At 48.2% G+C, this 22,358-nt stretch carries 5 protein-coding genes; 2 read left to right on the top strand and 3 right to left on the bottom strand.

Features of this window, described 5'->3' with window-relative positions; all coding sequences use genetic code 11:
• Positions 1-9: 9 nt before the first annotated feature.
• From R8N46_RS03055 to R8N46_RS03045, 3 genes are all read right to left on the bottom strand, one after another.
• On the bottom strand, positions 10-2,010 hold the full coding sequence (locus tag R8N46_RS03055) for a methyl-accepting chemotaxis protein (RefSeq protein ID WP_213972140.1): 2,001 nt from the start codon (positions 2,008-2,010) through the stop codon (positions 10-12).
• 121 nt (positions 2,011-2,131) lie between these two features.
• Positions 2,132-2,485: a hypothetical protein gene (locus tag R8N46_RS03050; protein ID WP_005375589.1), complete on the bottom strand. Its 354-nt coding sequence runs from the start codon at positions 2,483-2,485 to the stop codon at positions 2,132-2,134.
• A gap of 432 nt (positions 2,486-2,917) precedes the next feature.
• Positions 2,918-20,446, bottom strand: coding sequence for a tandem-95 repeat protein (locus tag R8N46_RS03045; RefSeq protein ID WP_318098133.1), 17,529 nt, complete (start codon positions 20,444-20,446; stop codon positions 2,918-2,920).
• A gap of 181 nt (positions 20,447-20,627) precedes the next feature.
• On the opposite strand from R8N46_RS03045, the gene R8N46_RS03040 reads away from it, so the two are divergent.
• Together R8N46_RS03040 and R8N46_RS03035 are read left to right on the top strand one after the other, a co-directional pair.
• Positions 20,628-20,996, top strand: a complete 369-nt coding sequence (locus tag R8N46_RS03040; RefSeq protein WP_031777210.1) for a hypothetical protein — start codon at positions 20,628-20,630, stop codon at positions 20,994-20,996.
• Positions 20,997-21,005: 9 nt separating this feature from the next.
• On the top strand, positions 21,006-22,355 hold the full coding sequence (locus R8N46_RS03035; RefSeq protein ID WP_213972137.1) for an HlyD family type I secretion periplasmic adaptor subunit: 1,350 nt from the start codon (positions 21,006-21,008) through the stop codon (positions 22,353-22,355).
• Positions 22,356-22,358 lie beyond the last annotated feature (3 nt).

Here is a 22,358-nt window from a genome sequence, read left to right as displayed (position 1 = left end):
AAATCTTATCTACGCCGTTTTGAAAGTTGCCATCTGTTGATTCAGCTCAGTAACTTGCTCTTTTACTTGCAATGATGTCTCTGATGCACGTTGGCTGTTATTCGAAACCTCATCCACTGATTGAGTAATACCGGACATCAATCCAGTGATCGAATTGGTCGCATGAGATTGCTGCTCTGCCGCTGCCGCAAGTTCTGCCATTTGTTCATTCAAAGAACCAATTTGTTCAGTAGTGACGAGCAAACGAGTTACCGCTTTTTCAATGTGCTCAGCGCCCTGCTCCGCAAGTGATTGGCTGTGTTCAATCTCCTCAACCACCGAATTGGTCGAGCGTTGAATCGCATTGATGATACCGTTGATTTCTGTCGTCGATTGAGTAGTGCGAGTCGCTAACATACGTACTTCATCCGCCACAACCGCAAAGCCTCGTCCTTGGTCACCCGCACGCGCTGCTTCTATCGCGGCATTCAATGCCAGTAAGTTAGTTTGTTCTGCTAAGCCTTCAATCACTTCCGTCACTCGACCAATGGCTTCGCTCTCTTTGCTTAACTGCGTCACTTGCGTGCTCGCGGTTTCAATGCTGCCGTGCAAACTTTCCATAGTGACTTTGTTTTGCTCTAAAGCATCACGACCTTGTTCAATCTCGCCTTTTGAATCAGAAAGCTTCTGCACTGATTGGTTGGCTTGATCTAGGGTGTTACGCGCGGCTAAAGTGATTTCATCCAATTGGCTTCCCATTTCAACAATGCTGGTCTGTTGCTGTTCTACATTCGATGAAGTGACTTGCGCCGATTCCAACAAAGCCCCCATACTGGTATCCACTTGGTGCGCTTTCTCACTCACCCCTGCCACGATGCTCGCTAACGATTGGTTCATGCGGTTAATCGAATCGGTAAGGTCTGCCAATTCATCTTTCCCAACAACAGTGAGCGGAGGCTGAGAAACGTCTCCTGAAGCGATCGTCTTGGCTCGCTCCGATAAGTTTTTCACTCGGCGACCAATGGTATTGCCCATGTATTTTGAAATCGCTACTGCGGCAAACAAAACCAATGCCGCAGCAATCAACATAGTGGTGAGTACGTTCTTGATCGACTGATTAATGCCCTGTCCACTTTGATCAGCACGACTTTGCTGAGCCAATACGATCGTTTCTAAGCTTTGGTCTAGTGCATCCGCTGCTGGCAACAGTTCATTCGCCATTAACAAGTTTGATTCGTTCCACTCTGGCGATTGACGCAATGCAATTACCTGCTCTGCTAAAGGAAAGTACAGTTGCTGCATTTCTTTAAACAGTGACCACAGTGATTGGTCGTTATCGGTAAGTCTGTCGAGTTTGCTGTCGATTTCCGCTACAGACTGATTGTGGTACTTAATCAAGTCGTGGTATTTGTCTAGGTGATCTTGCTGCCCGTACAACAGGAAATCTCGCAAAGCAGACAGTGCATTGGCGAGGGAGGTATAACTGTCGGCGTAAACTTTAAACAGACGCTTTCTGTCTCCACCAAATGGGTTTCCTGACTCTTCGTTGATTAAGCTTTGAAGCTGATCAAGTGCCACTTCTGCAATGGGTGCCGCTTCGTTAATAAAGAGGTTGTGCGCGGGTAAGTTCTCATCACTGTGGCTAAGCTCAATCAGCTTGTTCAAAGAGACTTTGACTGCATCCCACTGACTTTGAATCGCTTGAAAATCCTGTTCAGAGATCAACACCTGCAACGTTGGAAGCGACTCGTCTGTAGATGCCATGATATTGCGTACGTCCTCACTCAGACGGGCGCTCGCCTCTTCATCGCCACCTAGCAACATGTAGGCTCGAATAGAAGACAGCGACGCTTGAACGGACTGTTGGATACCGCGACTGGTGTCGACGGTCGGTAAATCGGATTTAAGTAACGAAGAGGCGTATTGCTCTACGGTGGTGACGTTGCGATACGTGAATACCGCTGATGCCATAAAAAGTACGGCTAGCAGCACAAAACTGAGCTGCAACTTCCCTGATATCGTAAGGTTCATCCATAAACTCCTGACAACGATGAGCCTTAAATATAACGATGTTTACAAAAATGTTAAATACAGGTATCAAAAGTTACTAAGAAAACCATGTAAACGACTATTTCAAGCTAAGAAATGGGACTTATTCGAAGTATGGTATGCGCTCACTACGTAAAATCAGATAATTAACGTAAGTGGTTTCTAAGCAGTCTTGCTCCCACAACGAAAGAATCCGCTTGGTGGCGAAGTAGTAATCTTTGTTACGCAGTAGCACGCCCACCGTACGGCTGAGCTGCTCAAAGCGCTGTTGCTCATTAGCAGAGATGTAATTGTCTTCATTCTGAATGATGGGCGCCAATCCATCAGCAAACCAATTGTTCAGAATTTCACGCATCTCAAGCTCTGACTCCGGCACATCGATACTCGACAACTCTCGATGCTGTGGTGGTGGCACTATGTACTTCGATGCTTTTGGCGAACTGACATAACGGTACATGTCGCTCCTCCTTGTAAATGACTCTTATACCCAAGTGACTTCAAGATGCAGGATTCAGAGCGTTGTCATTGATTCGGGGTCAAGGAAAACAACGCAGCGTAATAGTCAGCTCTTTCCAAGTTGTTTGACACAGAAACCGAGTCAATGACACGCTCCCGAAGGGCGAGCTGTCTTGGTTTGTATACTTTGTTGTCGATTCTTGATTTAGACCCACTAGACCTTTAAATCGCCGCCGCGTCTACAAACCAAGCCATTCTCGCTGAACCTAACATCTCGAGGTTACTTGGGTATAAACTAGCTAAGAATACTTTTTTCAATTTCCAAGTTTTTTTCTACAGCTCATAGAAAGAAGCCCAACAAAAAAGCCATGCAAAGTAGGCTCTGCATGGCTTTGGTTCGGGCAGCAATGACACTGCCCTTGTCTAGGACTGGTTACATTGAGCTTTGATCGAAATCGTTGCCTTGGTCAGTACCCGTTTGAGTATCCGAGTCGAAGCTGCCAGAGTCATCCGTGAAGTCGACACCTTGCTCTTGACCTCCCGCACTTGTCCAGTCGCTGCCGCCAGATTCCATACCCGCCATGTCTGGTTGCTGATCTTGAGCAGAACCTTGCATGGTGTATTGATCATCGACTTCAACTTCAACTTTGCCACTCGCACCTTCTACTGCGCTGCCCAATTCATCGTAACCTTGGAATTGGATTTCGCTCGTACCTTCGTAACCTTCTGGTAGGTCAACCGATACTGGTTGGTTCAGGTTGCCACTTAATGTGAAGCTGCCATCGCCATTATCCAGTGCGTTGCTTACTGATGCACCATCAGGTAGACCGGACATTTCTGCATAATCCACCGATTCGTTACCACTGACCTCATCTGGAACCGAGATAGAAATGGTATCGCCTGGGGCTGCAGTCACATCAGCTGCGCTCTCCTCTTCACTGTCTGCACCGTTTGCTGCTTGCTCTTCAGGCTGTTGCGCTTCGCCGACTTGCTGCTCTGATGATGCTTGAGCAGTTTGGATTTGTGGCTCGTCGCTTTGCGCTGAATCGTCCGCAACTTGGATGCTCAGATTCTGAGTCGATACTTCACCGTTGTCGTTGACCTGAACATCCATAGCCAAATTGCCATCGAAGTCATCGTTCGGCCAGTACGTCCACTCTTCATCACCGGATTTCGCGAAGAAACCAGCATCGTTTGCATCGGCGACATCCAACACTTCTGCTGAAGGGCTAATGCCAAGCTCATCAATCAACTGTGCTTCCGTTAGTGTTAGTGAACCATCATCAGCGAGTGCATAGCCTTCGCTGGTTGTGGTTTCACCTTCACCTTGGATGTCGACATTAAAGAAGCTCTCAATGCGGTTTTCACCATCAGTTGCAATGAAGCCAACTTGAACATCTCCGGTGTAGCCTTCTGCTGGTGTGAATTGGTAGTTACCTTGGTTATCAGTCTCTATCACACCTTGACCTTCCATTAGGCTCACTGACTCAATGCTCAAGCTGTCGCCTTCTGCATCGCTCAAGGTCGATAGCATGTCATCATTGGTGAACGACAAGGTGCCATCCGCTGCCATTTCTGTGGTAGAAATACTGTCGATTTCTGGAGAAGCATTCTCTTGTGGCGCATCTTCTTTCACGACCACACCTGTTTGCTCATCATGAAGCACACCGTCTTTATCAATCACGTAAGCGATATCCGCTTCACCAGTAAAGCCTGGTGCTGGATTGAATGTCCATGTGCCATCACCGTTATCGACAATCTCACCTTGGCTGCGATCAGCTAGGTGAACGAATTTCACTTCATCACCCGCGTCAGCGTCCACGTTTTCTGCCAATCCGATTAGGTCATCAACGGTTAGAATAACTGGCTCACCCGCTAGGGTTTCGAAGTCACCTGAATCGATGCCATCTTCGAACTCTTCTGGCTCGTCACCATAATCCACCGTTGTTGCGGTCACGGTTACGAAGAACTCGCCATTAAAGTCAGCCGGAGGCGTCATTTGCAGGTCTGAAATATCCCACTCGTTCAAGTCGATGTATTGACCCGGCTCCGTAATGGTAATGGTATTCACACCATCCGTAACTTCGAAGCCAACAGGGAAACCAGTCATCACTAGGTTACTTAGCGTTTCTGAATCGTCGATTAGACCGACATTCAAGCCTAGGTGACCTGTTTCGTCTTCACCGAAGACTAATGGACCATCATGGTCGGTTGTGATGACCGCGCCATCCGCAACAGGGCGAACAAACACTGGCACATCAAGTACTGTTTCAAACTCACCGTCACTTACCACGACTTGCAAGTCAGAAACCCCTGCAAAATCGCCAGTTGGTGTGAATGTCCATGTACCGTCACCGTTGTCTGTTACCTCACCACCATCTTCACCTTCTGCGGTGATAATGCGTGATACGACTAGGTTTTCAGTGTCGATATCGCCGAACAAGTTCATCAGGTCGCCAGCGTCGAAGGTGAATGCGCCATCCTCGTCAGTTGCCATAAAGGCATTACCCACATTGAATGGAGCATCGTTGACTGGAATGACATCCACATTCAACGAGCCTTCAACCACTTCTTCACCATCCGTCGCGGTGTAGCCCAGTTCCACCAAACCATTGAAGTCTTGAGTAGTTACCAAGTGGTACATACCATCTGGTTGCTGGGTTAATGTCGCGTTTGCAGGCGCACGAACCGTGATGCTTTCTACGCTGATTTCGTCACCATCAAGATCCGTAACTTGATCAGCGATGTAAGCTGGGTCAATCACCATGACCACATCTTCTTCGCCTTGCATCTGGATGGTTGGCGCTTCTGGTGCATCGTTAACCGCTTCGATGTTTAGATTGCCTTCAACCGGCGTAACTAAATCACCATCGCTGACGCCGAACGACATTGGCACATCGCCATTGAAGTTCTCTGCCGGAGTGAATGCCCAAGTGCCATCACCGTTGTCTAGCAAGTCACCGTATTGCTCATCAATCACTAAGTCGACAGCAGACAGTTCGTCGTAGGTGTTGTCGATGTCTGTCGCGTTAGCAAGCAACATGTCCTGCGTGATAAGAATGGTGGTATCTTCGGTGCCAGCAATATTCACTGGCGTTGATTGCGGCGCATCGTTAATTGGGTTCACCGTTAGGTCGACGCCCACTTCCACGCTCGCACCATCGTTATCAATCAAGTCGAAGCTTAGGTCGATATCGCCATTGAAGTTCGCATCAGGCGTAATCGTGAAGCTACCATCTTGGTTCTCAACAACGGTTGCATTGGCTACCGCGGTTAAGTTCACCGCTTCTAGATTATCGCTGTCGACGTCACCCGCTTGAGCCAGTAACTGCTCTTGACTCAATGTGATTGAACCGTCTTCATCGACGCTGTAAGCCAAATCGCCAGATACCGGAGCATCGTTGACTGGCAATACATCAATGTTCGCATTGGTTGTCGCAGTTGCACCGTCTTCATCAGCGACTACCACATCGAGACTTACGCCACCGTTGAAGTTTTCATTTGGTGCGAAGCTGTAAGTGCCATCGTCATTCGCCGTTAGAATGCCGTCGCTACCACTGTAAGAGACGCTTTCTAGGCTCACGTCACCTTCCACATCGCTTGATTGCGCTAGCAGTTGCTCTTCCGTGAAGATAATGACTTCGTCTTCATTGACAGAGTAACTTGTCGCACCTGCGATCGGTGGATCGTTCACCTCAAGTACCGTGATACCTGCGGTAGTTGAATCCGTCGCGCCATCTTCGTCGACTACAACAACATCTAGGCTCACTTCGCCATTGAAGTTTTCGTTTGGCGAGAAGGTGTACGTGCCATCACCGTTGATTTCCAGCACACCATCGTTACCGCTGTAGCTCACGCTATCAATCGATACATCACCTTCAATATCCGATGAGTTCGCTAGTAACTGTTCATTACTGATGGTGATCGAGTTGTCTTCATGCACAGTGTAAGACGTGCTGCCTGCCACCGGTGGATCGTTCTCTGGCGTCACGCTTACATCGATATTTGCGGTCACGGTATCCGTGCCATCAGAAACATCAAAGGTGAAGTTCACGTCGCCATTGAAGTTTTCGTTTGGCGCGAAGCTGTACGTGCCATCACCGTTATCGGTTAGGACACCATCTGCGCCAGTGTAAGTCACGCCTTCAACTGTTAGGTTGTCACCTTCTACATCCGTCGCGCCTGTTAATAGGTCTGCATCTGTAAAGGTAAGAAGACCGTCCTCACCCACGGTGAACGCTTGATCTTGTGGCTCTGGAGCGTCATTGACTGGTGTAACGGTTAGGTCAAGACCAGCAGCAACCACTTCTTCGCCATCCGTGACATCGTAACTAAACTCAATGTCGCCGTAGAAGTTCTCGCTTGGAGTAATGGTGAAGCTGCCATCCTCGTTCATTTCAACCGTTGCATTTTCATCATTGGTGCTCAGGTTGATTGCACTTAAGTCATCGCCATCGATATCAACAGCGTGCTCCAGTAACTGCTCTTGAGTTAGCGTAATGCTGTTGTCTTCGGCAGTGACTGCAGTGATGTCACCCGTTACTTCTGGTGCATCATTGGTTGGCGAGATATGAATCGTCACATCTTGCGTCGCTGTCGCCGTTGTACCTGTATCCACATCCGTAGAGGTTGCATTTACGGTTAGCGTCACATCGCCGTTGAAGTCCGCAGAAGGGATAAACTCTAGTCCTTCTAGCTCGCCTGGTTGTAGTGACCAAGTGCCGTCACCATTATCGACACCCGCTGATAGTGCGCTGCCTTCTGGCACATCTTCAATCAAGATTGAGAGGTTTTCTGAACCATCGGTATCGCTTAACGCTGCATCGATATCAAGCGGCACTGGTGTATCTTCGGTACCAATAATTTGGTAATCCGCATCCGCTACCGTGATTTCGATGTTGTCGATACCAAACGATTCATCCCAAACGTCTTGATTCAAGGTTGAACCGAAGCCGAGTTGCAGTTCGCCATCCTCGACAGGAACCGTCAGGTTGATTTGGTGAGCTTGGTCATTCCAACCACTGAAGCCTTCACGTTGAGAGGCTCCGTGGATCACTTCACCCACTTCGTTACCGTCAGAATCGTATAGCGTTGTCGTACCATCTTGAGTACGGAACGCGGAGTTCTCCAAGGTGGTTAGCTGTTCGCCACCCACAAAGATTTGGAACGACTCGCCATCCCAAGAATCGATTTCGTAGAAGCTAAACGATATATTCACTTCATTAACATCACTTGGGATCTCGTAGGTTTTGCTGACCGCTTCATCACCGCCAGTGCCACCAATACGACCCAGCATGTCGCCCGTTTCGAAGCCTTGAGAGCTTTCAGTGTTCGCGTTCCAACCGTTCGAGCCAGACTCGAAGTTATCAGACGCAATCACCAAGTCCGAAGCAATCGACAACTCTGGCATATCAACCACAGATTGAACATCAATGTTCGCTTCAGCAGGAACCGTTGCAGTGCCATCGTTGACATCAAACGTCACGTTCACGTTGCCGTCGAAGTTTTCGTTTGGTGCGAAGGTGTAAGTGCCGTCACCGTTATCAACCAAGGTACCGCTGTCAGAGGCAACGTTTTCAACCGTTAAGTTATCACCATCGATATCACCTGCATTTTGCAGCAGTTGCTCTTCAGTGAAGGTGAAGCTGGTATCCTCTTGCGTGACGAACTGTGGCTGACCAACCGTTGGTAGGTCATTCACTGGGTTCACAGTCAGATCGGCAGTCGCTTGAATGGTTGCATCACCGTCCGTAATGTCGAAGCTCAGATCAATGTCGTCATTGAAGTCCGCATCTGGTGTGATAGTGAAGCTACCATCGTCATTCGCAACAACGGTCGCATTGCCATCAACTGTCAGGTTCGATGCGGTTAGGTCATCACCATCCACGTCGCCGGCTTGAGCAAGAAGTTGCTCTTGGCTGAGAGTGATAGAACCATCTTCATCCACGCTGTAAGCCAAATCACCTGATACCGGAGCATCATTGATTGGCAATACATCGATGCTTGCATTGGTTGCTACCGTTGCACCATCTTCATCAGTCACAACCACATCAAGGCTGACATCACCGTTGAAGTTTTCGTTTGGCGCGAAGCTGAATGTGCCATCGCCGTTGTCAGTAAAGATACCGTCGGAGCCGCTGTAGCTGACGCTATCAATCGCCACCTCACCTTCAACATCAGAAGCATTCGCCAATAGCTGCTCAGAGCTAATGGTGATGACTTCATCTTCGTTAACGGAGTAGCTGGTCGCGCCTGCGATTGGTGGGTCGTTCACCTCAAGAACAGTAATGCCAGCGGTGGTTGAGTCCGTCGCACCGTCTTCATCTACCACGACAACATCTAGGCTCACTTCACCATTGAAGTTCTCGTTTGGCGAGAAGGTGTAAGTGCCGTCACCATTGTCCTGGAACACGCCATCTGCGCCACTGTAGCTCACGCTGTCGATTGCTACTTCGCCTTCGACATCAGATGAGTTAGCCAATAACTGCTCGTTACTGATGGTGATCGAATTGTCTTCATGCACTGTGTAAGACGTGCTACCTGCCACCGGTGGATCGTTCTCTGGTGTGACTGTCACATCGATATTCGCGGTCACGGTATCCGTGCCATCGGAAACATCGAAGGTGAAGTTCACGTCGCCATTGAAGTTTTCGTTTGGAGCGAAGCTGTATGTGCCATCGCCATTGTCAGTTAGGACACCGTCCGCACCTGTGTAAGTGACGCCCTCAACAGATAAGTCATCGCCATCAATATCCGTTGCGCCATCAAGCAGATCTTCATCAGTGAACAACAAGACGCCATCTTCACCAATGGTGAACGCTTGATCTTCTGGTTGTGGTAGGTCGTTAACTGGATTAACCGTTAGATCTGCCGTCGCGACCAAAGTGTCAGAACCATCACTGATATCAAACGTGATATCAATGTCACCATTGAAGTTCGCATCAGGCGTAATGGTAAAGCTACCATCATCGTTTGCCGTAACCGTTGCATCACCGTCAACCACTAGGTTAGATGCGGTTAGCGCGTCGCCTTCTACATCCGATGCTTGGGCAAGAAGCTGCTCTTGGCTAAGCGTAATTGAATTGTCTTCATCGACACTGTAAGCCAAGTTGCCCGATACTGGCGCATCGTTGATTGGCAATACATCGATGTTTGCATTAGTTGACGCAGTTGCACCGTCTTCATCAACAACCACAACATCTAGGCTAACATCGCCATCAAAGTTAGCGTTTGGTGCGAAGCTGAATGTGCCGTCACCGTTGTCAGTAAAGATACCGTCGGAACCGCTGTAGCTGACGCTATCAATCGCAACTTCACCTTCAACGTCAGAAGCGTTTGCCAACAACTGCTCAGAGCTAATGGTGATGACTTCGTCTTCGTTCACTGAGTAGCTGGTCGCGCCTGCGATTGGTGGATCGTTCACCTCAAGTACTGTAATACCTGCGGTAGTTGAATCCGTCGCACCGTCTTCATCGACCACGACAACATCTAGGCTCACTTCGCCATTGAAGTTCTCGTTTGGCGAGAAGGTGTACGTACCGTCACCATTGTCTTGGAACACACCATCTGTGCCGCTGTAGCTGACGCTATCAACCGCTACATCTCCTTCGACGTCTGATGAATTCGCCAGTAACTGCTCGTCACTGATGGTGATCGAGTTGTCTTCATGCACTGTGTAAGACGTGCTGCCTGCCACCGGTGGATCGTTCTCAGGCGTGACTGTCACATCGATATTCGCGGTCACGGTATCCGTGCCGTCAGAAACATCGAAGGTAAAGTTCACGTCGCCATTGAAGTTCTCGTTTGGCGCGAAGCTGTAAGTGCCATCGCCATTGTCAGTTAGGACACCATCTGCGCCTGTGTAAGTGACGCCTTCAATCGAGAGGTCATCGCCATCGATGTCCGTTGCACCATCCAATAGGTCTTGATCAGTGAAGATCAACACGCCATCTTCACCAATGGTGAACGCTTGATCTTCTGGCTGCGGCAAATCATTAACTGGGTTAACGGTTAGGTCCGCTGTTGCAACAATAGTGTCGCTGCCGTCGTTGATATCGAACGTGATATCAATGTCGCCATTAAAGTTCGCATCTGGCGTGATAGTGAAGCTACCATCGTCGTTTGCCGTAACCGTTGCATCACCGTCAACCACTAGATTAGATGCGGTTAGCGCGTCGCCTTCTACATCCGATGCTTGAGCAAGAAGCTGCTCTTGACTCAACGTGATTGAGTTGTCTTCGTCAACGCTGTACGCCAAGTTACCCGAAACTGGTGCATCATTGATTGGTAAGACATCGACTGTGATGTAAGTATCGACCTCTGCGCCATCTTCATCGCGAATGGTCACATCCAACTGTACTTGACCGTTGAAGTTTTCATTCGGTGCAAAGCTACAAGTACCATCACCGTTTACTGAGAAGATACCATCTGGACCGTCGTAGCTGATGCCTACTAGCTCAACATCACCTTCAACATCCGAAGCATTCAGTAGCACTTGCGATTCACTAAACGTTAGAACTTGGTCTTCATCGATAGTGTATGCGGTAGGACCTGCGATTGGTGGGTCATTTACCTCAATCACAGTAATGCCAGCAGTGGTAGAGTCCGTTGCACCCTCTTCATCCACAACGACAACATCTAGGCTCACCTCGCCGCTGAAGTTCTCGTTTGGTGAGAAGGTGTAAGTACCATCACCGTTGATTTCTAACACACCATCGTTACCGCTGTAGCTCACGCTATCAATCAATACATCGCCTTCAATATCCGATGAGTTTGCTAATAGCTGTTCATCACTGATGGTAATCGAATTGTCTTCATGAACGGTGTAAGCCGTGCTGCCTGCAACCGGTGGATCGTTCTCTGGCGTCACTGTTACATCGATATTTGCCGTCACGGTATCCGTACCATCGGAAACATCGAAAGTGAAGTTCACGTCGCCATTGAAGTTCTCGTTTGGAGCGAAGCTGTAGGTACCATCACCATTGTCAGTAAGAACACCGTCTGCGCCTGTGTAAGTGACCCCCTCAACAGATAGGTCATCCCCTTCAATGTCGGTAGCGCCTGTTAGCAGATCCGCATCAGTAAAGGTCAGCACACCATCTTCACCAACGGTGAACGCTTGATCTTGTGGTTCAGGCGCATCATTAACTGGTGACACCAATAACTCAAGGTTGGTTGAGACAACATCATCGCCGTCAGACACATCGAACGTAAAGGTGATATCACCATTAAAGTCCGCATCTGGCGTTAAGGTGTAAGTACCGTCGCCATTGTCTGTGATGGTGATGTTTTCATCATCCGTTGCCAAATTCAGCGCTGTCAGTTGGTCTCCATCCAAGTCACGCGCATTAGCAAGCAAATCTTCTTGCGTAATTAGGATTGAACCATCTTCTTCAACCATCGCTGAAACAGGCAATGCTTCAGGCGCATGTTCAATGTGGGCACCTGTTGCATTGACATAGATGGTTTGAGAAACGGTTTCAGAATCATTATTTGATAGCTCTGTTGCCGTTGCCGTTACATTGATTTCTAGCTGTTGGTTAAAGTCTTCTGGCAATTGAATCTGTAGCTCTTGTTCAATTGCTGTGGTTGGAAGTGTTACAGAACCATCTGGACCTACTGTTACTTCACCGCTGTAGATCTGGCTGTTCACTTCACCGACATCAATGGTGAAGTTGAAGTCGGTGTAATCGGCATCGCCGCCACCGTAGAGATCTTCAAAGCCGTAAACCAGTTCACCGTCTTCGTTCACAGTAGTTCGGGTATGTTCAATACCATCTTGGTTGAGCTCTGAGCTTGAACCACCATGGAAGACTGCATCACCGAATTGGCTTTGAATCACGGTTTCAGAACCATCAGCACCCACAAACACGAGTTGTGGGTCGACCGTATCCATGTTCGCAGGAGAGCCATCTGCCGCACGGAACTCATACTGACCATCTTGCATGGACGCAAAGTCATTGAAGTTATGACCGTTAGGAATCAAGAATAGGTTGAAGCTTTCCCCTTCCGAGATTTGGAAGCTGAACTGATCTTGTCCCGGAATGAGGTCACCGCCTCCGCCAACTTGAGAGGCGTTTTCGTACACCACTTCAACGCCCGTGATATTGCCGTCTTCATCAACTTTGTAATAGCCAGCTGCGTTTTGGTAACCCGCGGTTTCACCTTCAAACGTAACCGTGATTTCAGTATCGTTGAAACTGGTGATACCGTTGTCTTGATCGTTAAGCACCCCTTCGTTGTCGTAGCTGATCACCGAACCTTCAGGAACACCATCCACGGTCACCGTCAGCGTTTCTGACAAGTCTTGGTCAACCAATGCTGCGGCAATGTTCACTTCAACAATACCGCCTGGCTCAACCAAGATCGCTTGGTCATCCACGTTTCGACCATCGCCATCAGTGATGACTAGGTCTGGCGCATCTGCCACGGCTTCGATATGGACATTAATATCTTGCTCAACTTCATCAGTACCGTCAGAAACCGTAAAGCTGAACTGCAAGTCACCACTGAAGTGCTCTTCTGGTACGAAGCTAAATGTACCGTCACCGTTGTCCGTTACAGTACCTTCATCACCCGAGTAGTTAATGCTGGTAACGGTGAGGTCATCACCATCAATATCAATCGCGCCACTTAGCAGATCTTCTTGCGTGAACAGGATGCTGCCATCCTCTTCAATGTGGTACATGCCAGGTGCAACAATTGGAATGTCATTAACTGGGTTCACCGTCAATGTCATTTCATTGGCAACACTCAATTCACCGTCGCTCACTTCATAAGTAAACTCGATGTCTCCATTGAAGTGCTGTGAAGGCGTAACGGTAAAGGTGCCGTCGCCGTTATCCACGATAGAGGCATTCGGATCATTGGTTTCTAGTGCCGTTGCGTATAGGTCATCACCATCTTGATCACTGGCATTTTCAAGCAGCATTTCTTGTGTCACGAGAATAGAACCATCCTCGTCCACGTCTGCCACGATTGGTGCTGCTTCTGGTGCGTCGTTGACGAACTCAACTTTCAAGTCGATGTTTGCCGCCACCACATCGGTGCCATCGCTCACATCAAACGTAAGGTCAACATTACCAAAGAAGCCCTGCTCTGGCGTTAACGTGTAAGTGCCATCGCCATTGTCTGTTACTTGAACCGTATCGCTTAAGCTCGTCACGTTCACAACAGATAAATCATCGCCTTCGATGTCCGTTGCTTGAGCCAGCAGCTCTGCTTCAGTAATCGTGATAGCTTCGCCATCTTCTGTAGTGAAGGACAAATCAGGTACATCTGGCAGGTCGTTCACTGGATTAACGGTGAGGTTTAGATCCGCGGCGACGGTTTCGATCGCGTCAGTTACGTCATAAGTAAATTCGATTTCACCAAAGAAGTTTTCGCTCGGTGTAATCGTAAAGCTACCATCAGCGTTCTCAACGATGGTTGCATTAGGATCGTTGGTCGACAGGTTCACCGCTTCAAGGTTGTCACCATCCACGTCCGTCGCGTTCGCTAACAAGTCTTCTTGAGTAATGGTAATTGAGCCATCTTCATCAACGACCGCATCAACAGGACCGCTGACCTCTGGACCTTCGTTGACGATCTCAACATCGATCTTCGCTGTGCTTGGTGCACTTGCTTGACCGTCGCTGATGTCGAAGGTCAGGTTCACTTCACCGTAGAAGTTCGAAGTTGGTTCGAAGGTAAAGGTGTTGTCGCCGTTGTCTGTCAACGTACCTTGTGACTGGTCAACAAGCAGTAGATTCTCGATATGCAGAATGTCGCCATCCACATCAGTCGCACCTGATAACAGGTCTTTTGCTTCGATGATGATGGTGCCGTTTTCTAGCATTTGAGTATGTAGCGGTGCACCAGGAACTGGCACATCGTTGACCGGAATAACGGTCAGATCTAGATGGGTATCGACTTCATCGGTGCCATCGAAGACTTTGTAATCGATATCGACTTCACCATTGAAGTTTTCATTCGGCATAAAGGTGTAAGTGCCGTCGCCATTGTCGACAAGCTCACCGTTATCACCGCTGTAAGAGATATCAGAGATAGACAGCGCATCGCCTTCCACATCACTTGCATTGGCAAGCAGATCGTCCGCGCTAAACGTAATGCCCACGTCCTCATCAGTCGACAACACAATCGGACCAGAAACGATTGGCGCATCGTTTACTGCTTCGAAGTTGATGTTGATGATGTTGTCGTCAGTGAGTTCACCATCTGTAACTTGGTAACCAAGCTCAATCTCACCGTAGAAGTTCTCATCTGGTGTGACTGTCCATGTACCATCGCCGTTGTCGGTTAACGTAGCGTGCTCCGCGTTATCCCCCACCAGCTCAAGGTTTTGAATATCAAGAACATCGCTATCGATATCACTCGCTTGTGCTAAAAGCTGTTCTTCTGTGATAACCACAGAGGCAAACTGCGTAGAACCTTCGGTATCAATGGTCACATTTGGCAGATCAGCCGTCAGTTCGATTTCACTGTCACCTTCACGGATATTCAGTTCTACCGTTTCCGTGATTTCCGTGCCGTCCACGCCAATAGATGTGAACACCGCTTCATCATGACAAGTTTGGGAAACCGTCATGTTTTGAACCACGTAAGTACCGTTACCTTGAATCGTACCTAGCTCAAAGTAAGATACCGGCTCGTTCACCGTTAGGGTGTAATCCGTCTCATAACTACCACGATCTTCTTTGTGGTAAGTCATCGAGTCGATCAAGTCACCATCAGAGTTGAATGCGCGAATTTCGACTTCGGTAAAGTGGCGAGACTCTTCCATAAACCAGCCGCCTAGACCATCTAGGTGGAAACTGATTTCGTTGATGTCTTGACCTTCAACAGTCACAGTCAGTTTTTCATCACCGCTCAAACCTTGGCGGTCAGTATCGCCAATACCGTGACCGATGTGTGTTTTACCATTCCACGCACCGAGTGGGTCATCATTACTTTGAACGGTAACTTTCAAATCACCATCAACAAACTCACGTGTGTAAGGGTCAACAGCAGTACCCCAATCATCAAGGCTGGCGTTGTCGTCAAAGGTACCAATTTGACTCGTATGCGTACCGTTTGCCAATGCATCATCGTTTGGAATGAAGCGCACTTCCGTGTCTGCAGGCACCTCCTGCCCGACTTCTAGCTGTACCCATTCGTCATTTAGATTCGCTTCAATGATGCCGTTTTCAGGCGCTTGGTCGAGACGTAACGCAGGCTCTTCACGCAGAGAAACACCCACTGTTTGATCTTCTTCCGCTTGAATAAAGATCTCGTCGCCCGCTTCTGGCGCATCGTTGACAGGATTAACGGTCAGATCCAACGTGGTCAGAACATCATTTTCGCCATCGCTGATGTTGTAAGTGAAGTCCAACTCACCGTTAAAGTTTTCCGTATGCGTAATGGTGAAAGAACCATCATCGTTGGCTACGATCGTCGCATCCGGGTCATTGGTTTGTAGATTGCTGGCAACAAGGTCATCACCTTCAATGTCTGTCGCATTCGCAAGCAACTGTTCTTGCGTGATGGTGATGGCATTATCTTCATCTACTTCAGCTTGAATGCCTGATGTTTCAGGTGCGTCGTTCACCGCGATAACATCGATGCCTGCGGTTGTCGTATCCGTTGCACCATCTTGGTCGATAACCGTAACGTCGAGCGAAATGTTACCGTCAAAGTTCTCATTTGGCGTGAAGGTATATGTGCCGTCGCCATTGTCCACGAAGCTACCGTCGTTACCAGAGTAGCTAACATTCGCCAAGGCTACGTCGCCTTCCACATCAGAAGAGTTGGCTAACAACTGCTCGTCACTAATGGTGATTTGACCGTCTTCTTGAACCGTGTAAGACGTAGAACCTGCCACTGGTGGATCGTTCACTGGTGTCACGCTGACATCAATAAATGCAGGTGTTGAACCTGTGCCGTCAGACACATCGAATGTGAACTGAACATCACCGTTGAAGTTCTCATTCGGCGCGAAGCTGTAAGTGCCATCACCATTATCGGTAAGCACGCCGTCCGCACCTGTGTAGAGAACATTTTCGATAGACAGATCATCGCCGTCAATATCCGATGCGCCTTCCAATAGGTCTGCATCCGTGAACAGCAAGGTGCCGTCTTCTTCTACCGTGAACTGTTGATCTTGCGCTTGTGGCAAGTCATTCACAGGATTAACCGTAATATCCAGACCAACTTGTACCGAGCCGCCATCGTTATCAATGATATCGAAGGTCAGATCTAGGTCGCCATTGTAGTTTTCATCCGGAGTGATGGTGTAGCTGCCATCATCGTTGTATTGAATCGTCGCGTTGTCATCTGTCGATAGATTGATAGCTTCAAGGTTCTCGCTATCAATATCGCCCGCTTTGGCAAGCAACTGCTCTTGGCTTAACGTGATTGAGCTGTCTTCGTTGATAGTGTAAGCCAAATCACCCGATACTGGTGGATCGTTGATTGGTAAGACATCGACATTGATGTGCGTATCAACGGTTGCCCCATTCTCATCTTGAATGGTCACATCCAACTGAACTTGACCATTGAAGTTCTCGTTTGGTGCAAAGCTACAAGTACCATCGCCATTGACGGTAAAGATACCATCCGAGCCTTCATAGCTGATGCCAACAAGCTCTACATCGCCCTCGATATCAGATGCGTTAGCAAGAATTTGTGACTCACTGAATGTCAGTACTGAATCTTCGTCAATCGTGTAAGACGTTGGACCGGCAACTGGAAGGTCATTCACTTCAATGACGGTAATGCCTGCAGTCGTTTCGTCAATCGCTCCTTGCTCATCCGCCACAATCACATCAAGGCTGATGTCACCACTGAAGTTCTCATTCGGCATGAAGGTGTAAGTGCCGTCACCGTTGTCTTGGAATACGCCATCGGTGCCTGAATAGGTCACGCTATCGATGGACACTGCACCTTCCACATCTGAAGAGTTAGCCAGAAGCTGCTCGTCGGAAATGGTAATCGCGTTGTCTTCATCAACCGTGTAAGACGTTGAACCCGCAACCGGAGGATCGTTCACTGGAGTGACGCTCACGTCCACGTTGGCTGGTACGGTCTCAGTACCGTCAGAAACACCAAAGCTAAAGCTGACATCGCCGTTGAAGTTTTCATTTGGTGCAAAGGTGTAAGTACCATCACCGTGGTCAGTCAGCACACCATCGCTGCCTGTGTAGCTAATGCCATCAACCGTTAAGTTATCGCCATCGATGTCGGTCGCGCCAGCAAGCAAGTCTGCATCGGTAAACTGAAGCGTGCCATCTTCTTCAACACTGAACTGCTGGTCTTGAGGAACAGGAAGATCGTTAACTGGATTAACCGTTAGATCCGCCGTTGCTTGGATAGTGTCTGTGCCATCTGTAATGTTGAATTGGATATCAATGTCACCATTAAAGTCCGCATCTGGTGTAATCGTGAAGCTGCCATCATCGTTCGCTGTGACGGTTGCGTTTCCATCTACAGTCAAATCGCTAGCAGTCAGGTCATCGCCCTCAATATCAGACGCTTGAGAAAGAAGCTGCTCTTGGCTGAGCGTAATTGCACCGTCTTCATCAACGCTGTAAGCCAAATCACCCGATACTGGCGCATCATTGATTGGCAATACATTCACATTGATGACGGTATCAACTTCTGCCCCATCTTCATCTCGAATGGTCACATCAAGTTGAACTTGCCCGTTAAAGTTCTCGTTTGGCGCGAAGCTGCACGTGCCATCATCGTTAACGGTGAAAATGCCATCCGGACCATCGTAGCTAATGCCAACAAGCTCTACATCGCCTTCCACATCAGAGGCATTCAACAGCACTTGCGACTCACTAAAGGTCAGAACAGAATCTTCATCAATGGTGTAAGAAGTTGGTCCTGCGACTGGTGGATCGTTCACTTCCAGCACCGTAATGCCAGCAGTGGTGACATCCGTTGCGCCTTCTTCATCAGCGACGACAACATCAAGCGTCACTTCACCATTAAAGTTTTCATTTGGAGAGAAGGTGTACGTACCGTCGCCATTGATTTGCAACACACCATCGCTGCCAGAGTAGCTCACGCTATCAATCGAGACATCCCCTTCTAGATCCGAAGAATTTGCCAACAGTTGCGCGTCAGAAATGGTAATAGAGTTGTCTTCGTGAACCGTGTAAGACGTTGAACCAGCCACCGGAGGATCATTCACCGGCGTGACGCTAACATCTACATTCGCTGAAACCGTATCTGTGCCATCAGATACGTCGAAGCTGAAGTTCACATCGCCATTGAAGTTCTCATTTGGCGCAAAGCTATATGTGCCATCTCCATTGTCAGTTAGAACGCCGTCGGTGCCTTCATAGCTGATTCCCGTTACAGAAAGGTCATCGCCTTCAATGTCGGTAGCACCTGCAAGCAGATCTGCATCAGTAAATTGAAGAGTGCCGTCCTCTTCCACGCTGAACTGCTGGTCTTGAGGAACAGGCAAATCGTTGATTGGATTAACCGTTAGATCAGCGGTTGCTTGAACGGTGTTCGTGCCATCGGAAATATCGAAGCTGATGTCGATATCACCGTTGAAATCTGCGTCCGGCGTGATAGTGAAGCTACCATCGTCGTTTTGAGTCACCGTCGCGTTGCCATCTACCGAAAGATTAGATGCCGTCAGTGCATCGCCTTCCACATCGGAAGCTTGCGACAACAACTGCTCTTGGCTCAAACGAATCGAGCCATCTTCATCCACCGAGTAAGCAAGATTGCCAGATACTGGTGCGTCATCGACAGGCGTAACACTGACATCAATGTTGGCAGAAACCGTATCCGTGCCGTCGGACACATCAAAGCTGAAGTTTACATCGCCATTGAAGTTTTCATTTGGCGCAAAAGTGTAAGTCCCGTTACCGTTGTCGGTCAGGATGCCGTCGCCACCGTCGTAGCTCACGCCTTCAACTGTGAGGTTATCGCCTTCAATATCCGTTGCGCCAGCAAGCAGGTCAGCATCGGTGAAGATCAGCGTGCCGTCTTCTTCCACCTCAAAGGTTTTATCTTCCGGCACTGGTGCGTCATTGATTGGACGAACAGTTAAATCAATCGAGCTAGAAATGGTTTCTTGACCATCACTGATATCAAACGTTAAGCCGAGTTCACCATTAAAATCAGTATCAGGTGTGACGGTATAAGTGCCATCACCATTATCCACAACCGATGCATTAGCACCCACTTGCACGTTGAATGCGGCAAGATCATCGCCATCAACATCACTCGCGTATCCGAGAAGTTGTTCTTGAGTGAAGGTAATAGTGCCATCTTCATCCATGATGTATGCCAGATCTTGCCCTACTTCTGGCGCGTCATTTTCACCTTCGACTTTAATCTGGAACGTTTCGCTCGTAGTTTCGGAGTCGAAATCGTCTTCTACTTGCGTCGTAGTTTCTTCGCTGGTGTCTTGTACATCCACCGCGAAGCTCTCTTCAGTGGTTTCTGAATCTAGCTCGTCACCACCTTGAGAACCTTCAGAGTCTGAAGAAGCACTTGGCGCAGATGAAGTTTGTACCGCTTGTCCTTGCGCTTCATTGCCTTCTGCGTCCGAACCACCTTCAGAGCCAGAGGCATCACCACCACCGACCGCTTGGGCACCCGCCCCAGAATCCGAACCACCGCTGCCCAGAGCCTCGTCACCTGATTCTCCGCTAGAAGCTACACTATCAACAACATTGGATTGTGCAGCGTCAGAGTCGCTGCTACTTTCAGTATCCTCTTCTTGAACTGCGCCACCCGAGCTCACTGCTTCTTCTTCCGTACCCGCGCCACTAGGATTTTCTTCCATCGCACGATTGGCTTCATCAACAGCATCTGCACTTTCAGCACCGGTCGCTACAGTCGAAGAGACGGTCGACTGCTGTTTTTCTTCTTTTGTCCCCGTATCCTTCGTTTCTGTTTGCTCTACCGCATCGTTAAGCTTTTCATTGTCTTTTTCTTGATTAGTGTCGCCTGCCATTACAGCCTCCGTTGCTTTTAGCTAACTGATCGTATTTAGAGGCAGTAAAGGACACCATTTTTAGAAACCAACTTTTTTATACAACTTTTTTCATACCTTTCGAGTTCCATAAAAACAAAAAATTTGAAAACCCAGTATAAAGATCCTTACTTGTTGTCATTAAAGCAATTAGTGCGGTGGGATAATGATAAATATGACAAATCTGTTGCGCTCAGTCGACAACAGCCATAAAGGGCTGCAATTGCTATTAGGCGATTTTTACCAAGATTTCAGTGACGCAGGGATTGATATTGAGATGCTGCATAAACAAAACCGTTTTGAAGCACTCAGATGTTATTCAAAAAGACTAAAGACCATTCTCGTCTTGTTATGTGATGACGACTTACCACCAAAATTGGCAAAGCTTGAACACTTAAACAAACACCATTTCCCTGCTCCTAATGAATTGATCGAGGATGTTAAAACCGAGCTTAACAACGTAAACAAACAAATTAGCCAGCTGTTAAAAATCGAAAATTCAATCGATAGCCGCACAGGTAGTGAATCGTAGGGGTGGCTCATGAGCAATAAGCAAATAGAACATCACCTCAAAAAGGCGCTCGTTTCGAACAACGAAGCTTCGAAGGTAACAACAGACGATACAATCGTGCTAGCCAGTGCAATGACCAGCGTACACAAAACCTTGCTGGTTATCTTTTTGCTTTCCATGGTGGCTATCGCCGTGGCATCTCAGGCTCGTATCGACATTGTGGTGTCGGTGCGCGGTGAGCTATTGCTCGAATCTGACATCGAAAAAGTGCAACACCTTGAAGGCGGTATTCTAGAAGAAATGCTAGTGCGCAAAGGCGAAGTAGTTTACGAAGGTCAGCCTATTGCACGCCTTCGCTCTCTGGATAGAAACACTCAACTCGATACGGTAAACACAGAGATCATTCAGCTTGAGCTAGACAAGATTCGTTACGAAAGCCTGCGCGATATGGTGGAACCCGATTTTTCTGCCTACATCGAAAAGTACCCAAAATTAGTGCAAGTCAACATGAATACCTGGCAGCAAGAATTTTCTAAAAACCGTTCCAATGAAGAGTTGATCACTCACGATATCCAACATAAGAATTCGCTTATTGATTCAATGCTCAAGCGCCGTAAAAGCTCCGAGAACCAGCTCTCCTTGATACGCAAGCAGCTCAATATTAAGAACACCTTGTACAAAGAGGAAATGGCGTCTTACGTCGATGTTCTGAATATGCAGGTTCAAGAGTCAAACATGGTGCGTGAGATTGAAAACCTTGATGAGTCGGTCATGAATGAGCGCTTCCAACTCGACAAACTAGAGAAGCAGTACCGAGACTTGGTGGAGAATCGTAATGCCGAGTATCAAGCACAAATCATTCAAGCAAACAAGGACTTAAAGTTGAAACGTATATTACGTCCTCAACACTCAGATAAAGTGGATCGCCTCGTGGTTTACGCCCCTATTGACGGTGTAGTAGATAAAGTGCACTTCAACTTCCGCTCCGCTGTGATACCGCCAGGTGAAAGCATCGCGGACATTGCACCGATCAATAACGCCCTTCACGGAGAGGCGAAGATCCCGCGTAAAGACATGGGTTTTGTAGAAATCGGACAAGCGGTCAAAGTGAAGATGGATACCTACAACTTTGCCAAATACGGATTTTTGGAAGGTCGAATTGCATCGATCAGCCGTTCTTCTTATGAAGAAGAAGACGCTGAATTCTACCTCGCGGAAATCCAAATCAGTCAAAACTATCTAGAGCGCGGAGGCACACAATACAAGCTGTCCCCTTATATGGAGTTTACCGCAGACGTGAAAACAGGTTCACGCCGGGTGATCGAATACGCAGCGAAGCCGGTTATGTCGGCTATCGAAGACGCATTCGATGAGAGGTGATGG

Origin of the sequence: Vibrio sp. 1874, from assembly GCF_033344395.1 — a bacterium.
Classification (GTDB): Bacteria; Pseudomonadota; Gammaproteobacteria; order Enterobacterales; family Vibrionaceae; genus Vibrio; species Vibrio alginolyticus.
The sequence above is the reverse complement of the archived record's forward strand: the minus strand, read 5'-3'. Positions and strand labels throughout refer to the sequence as shown.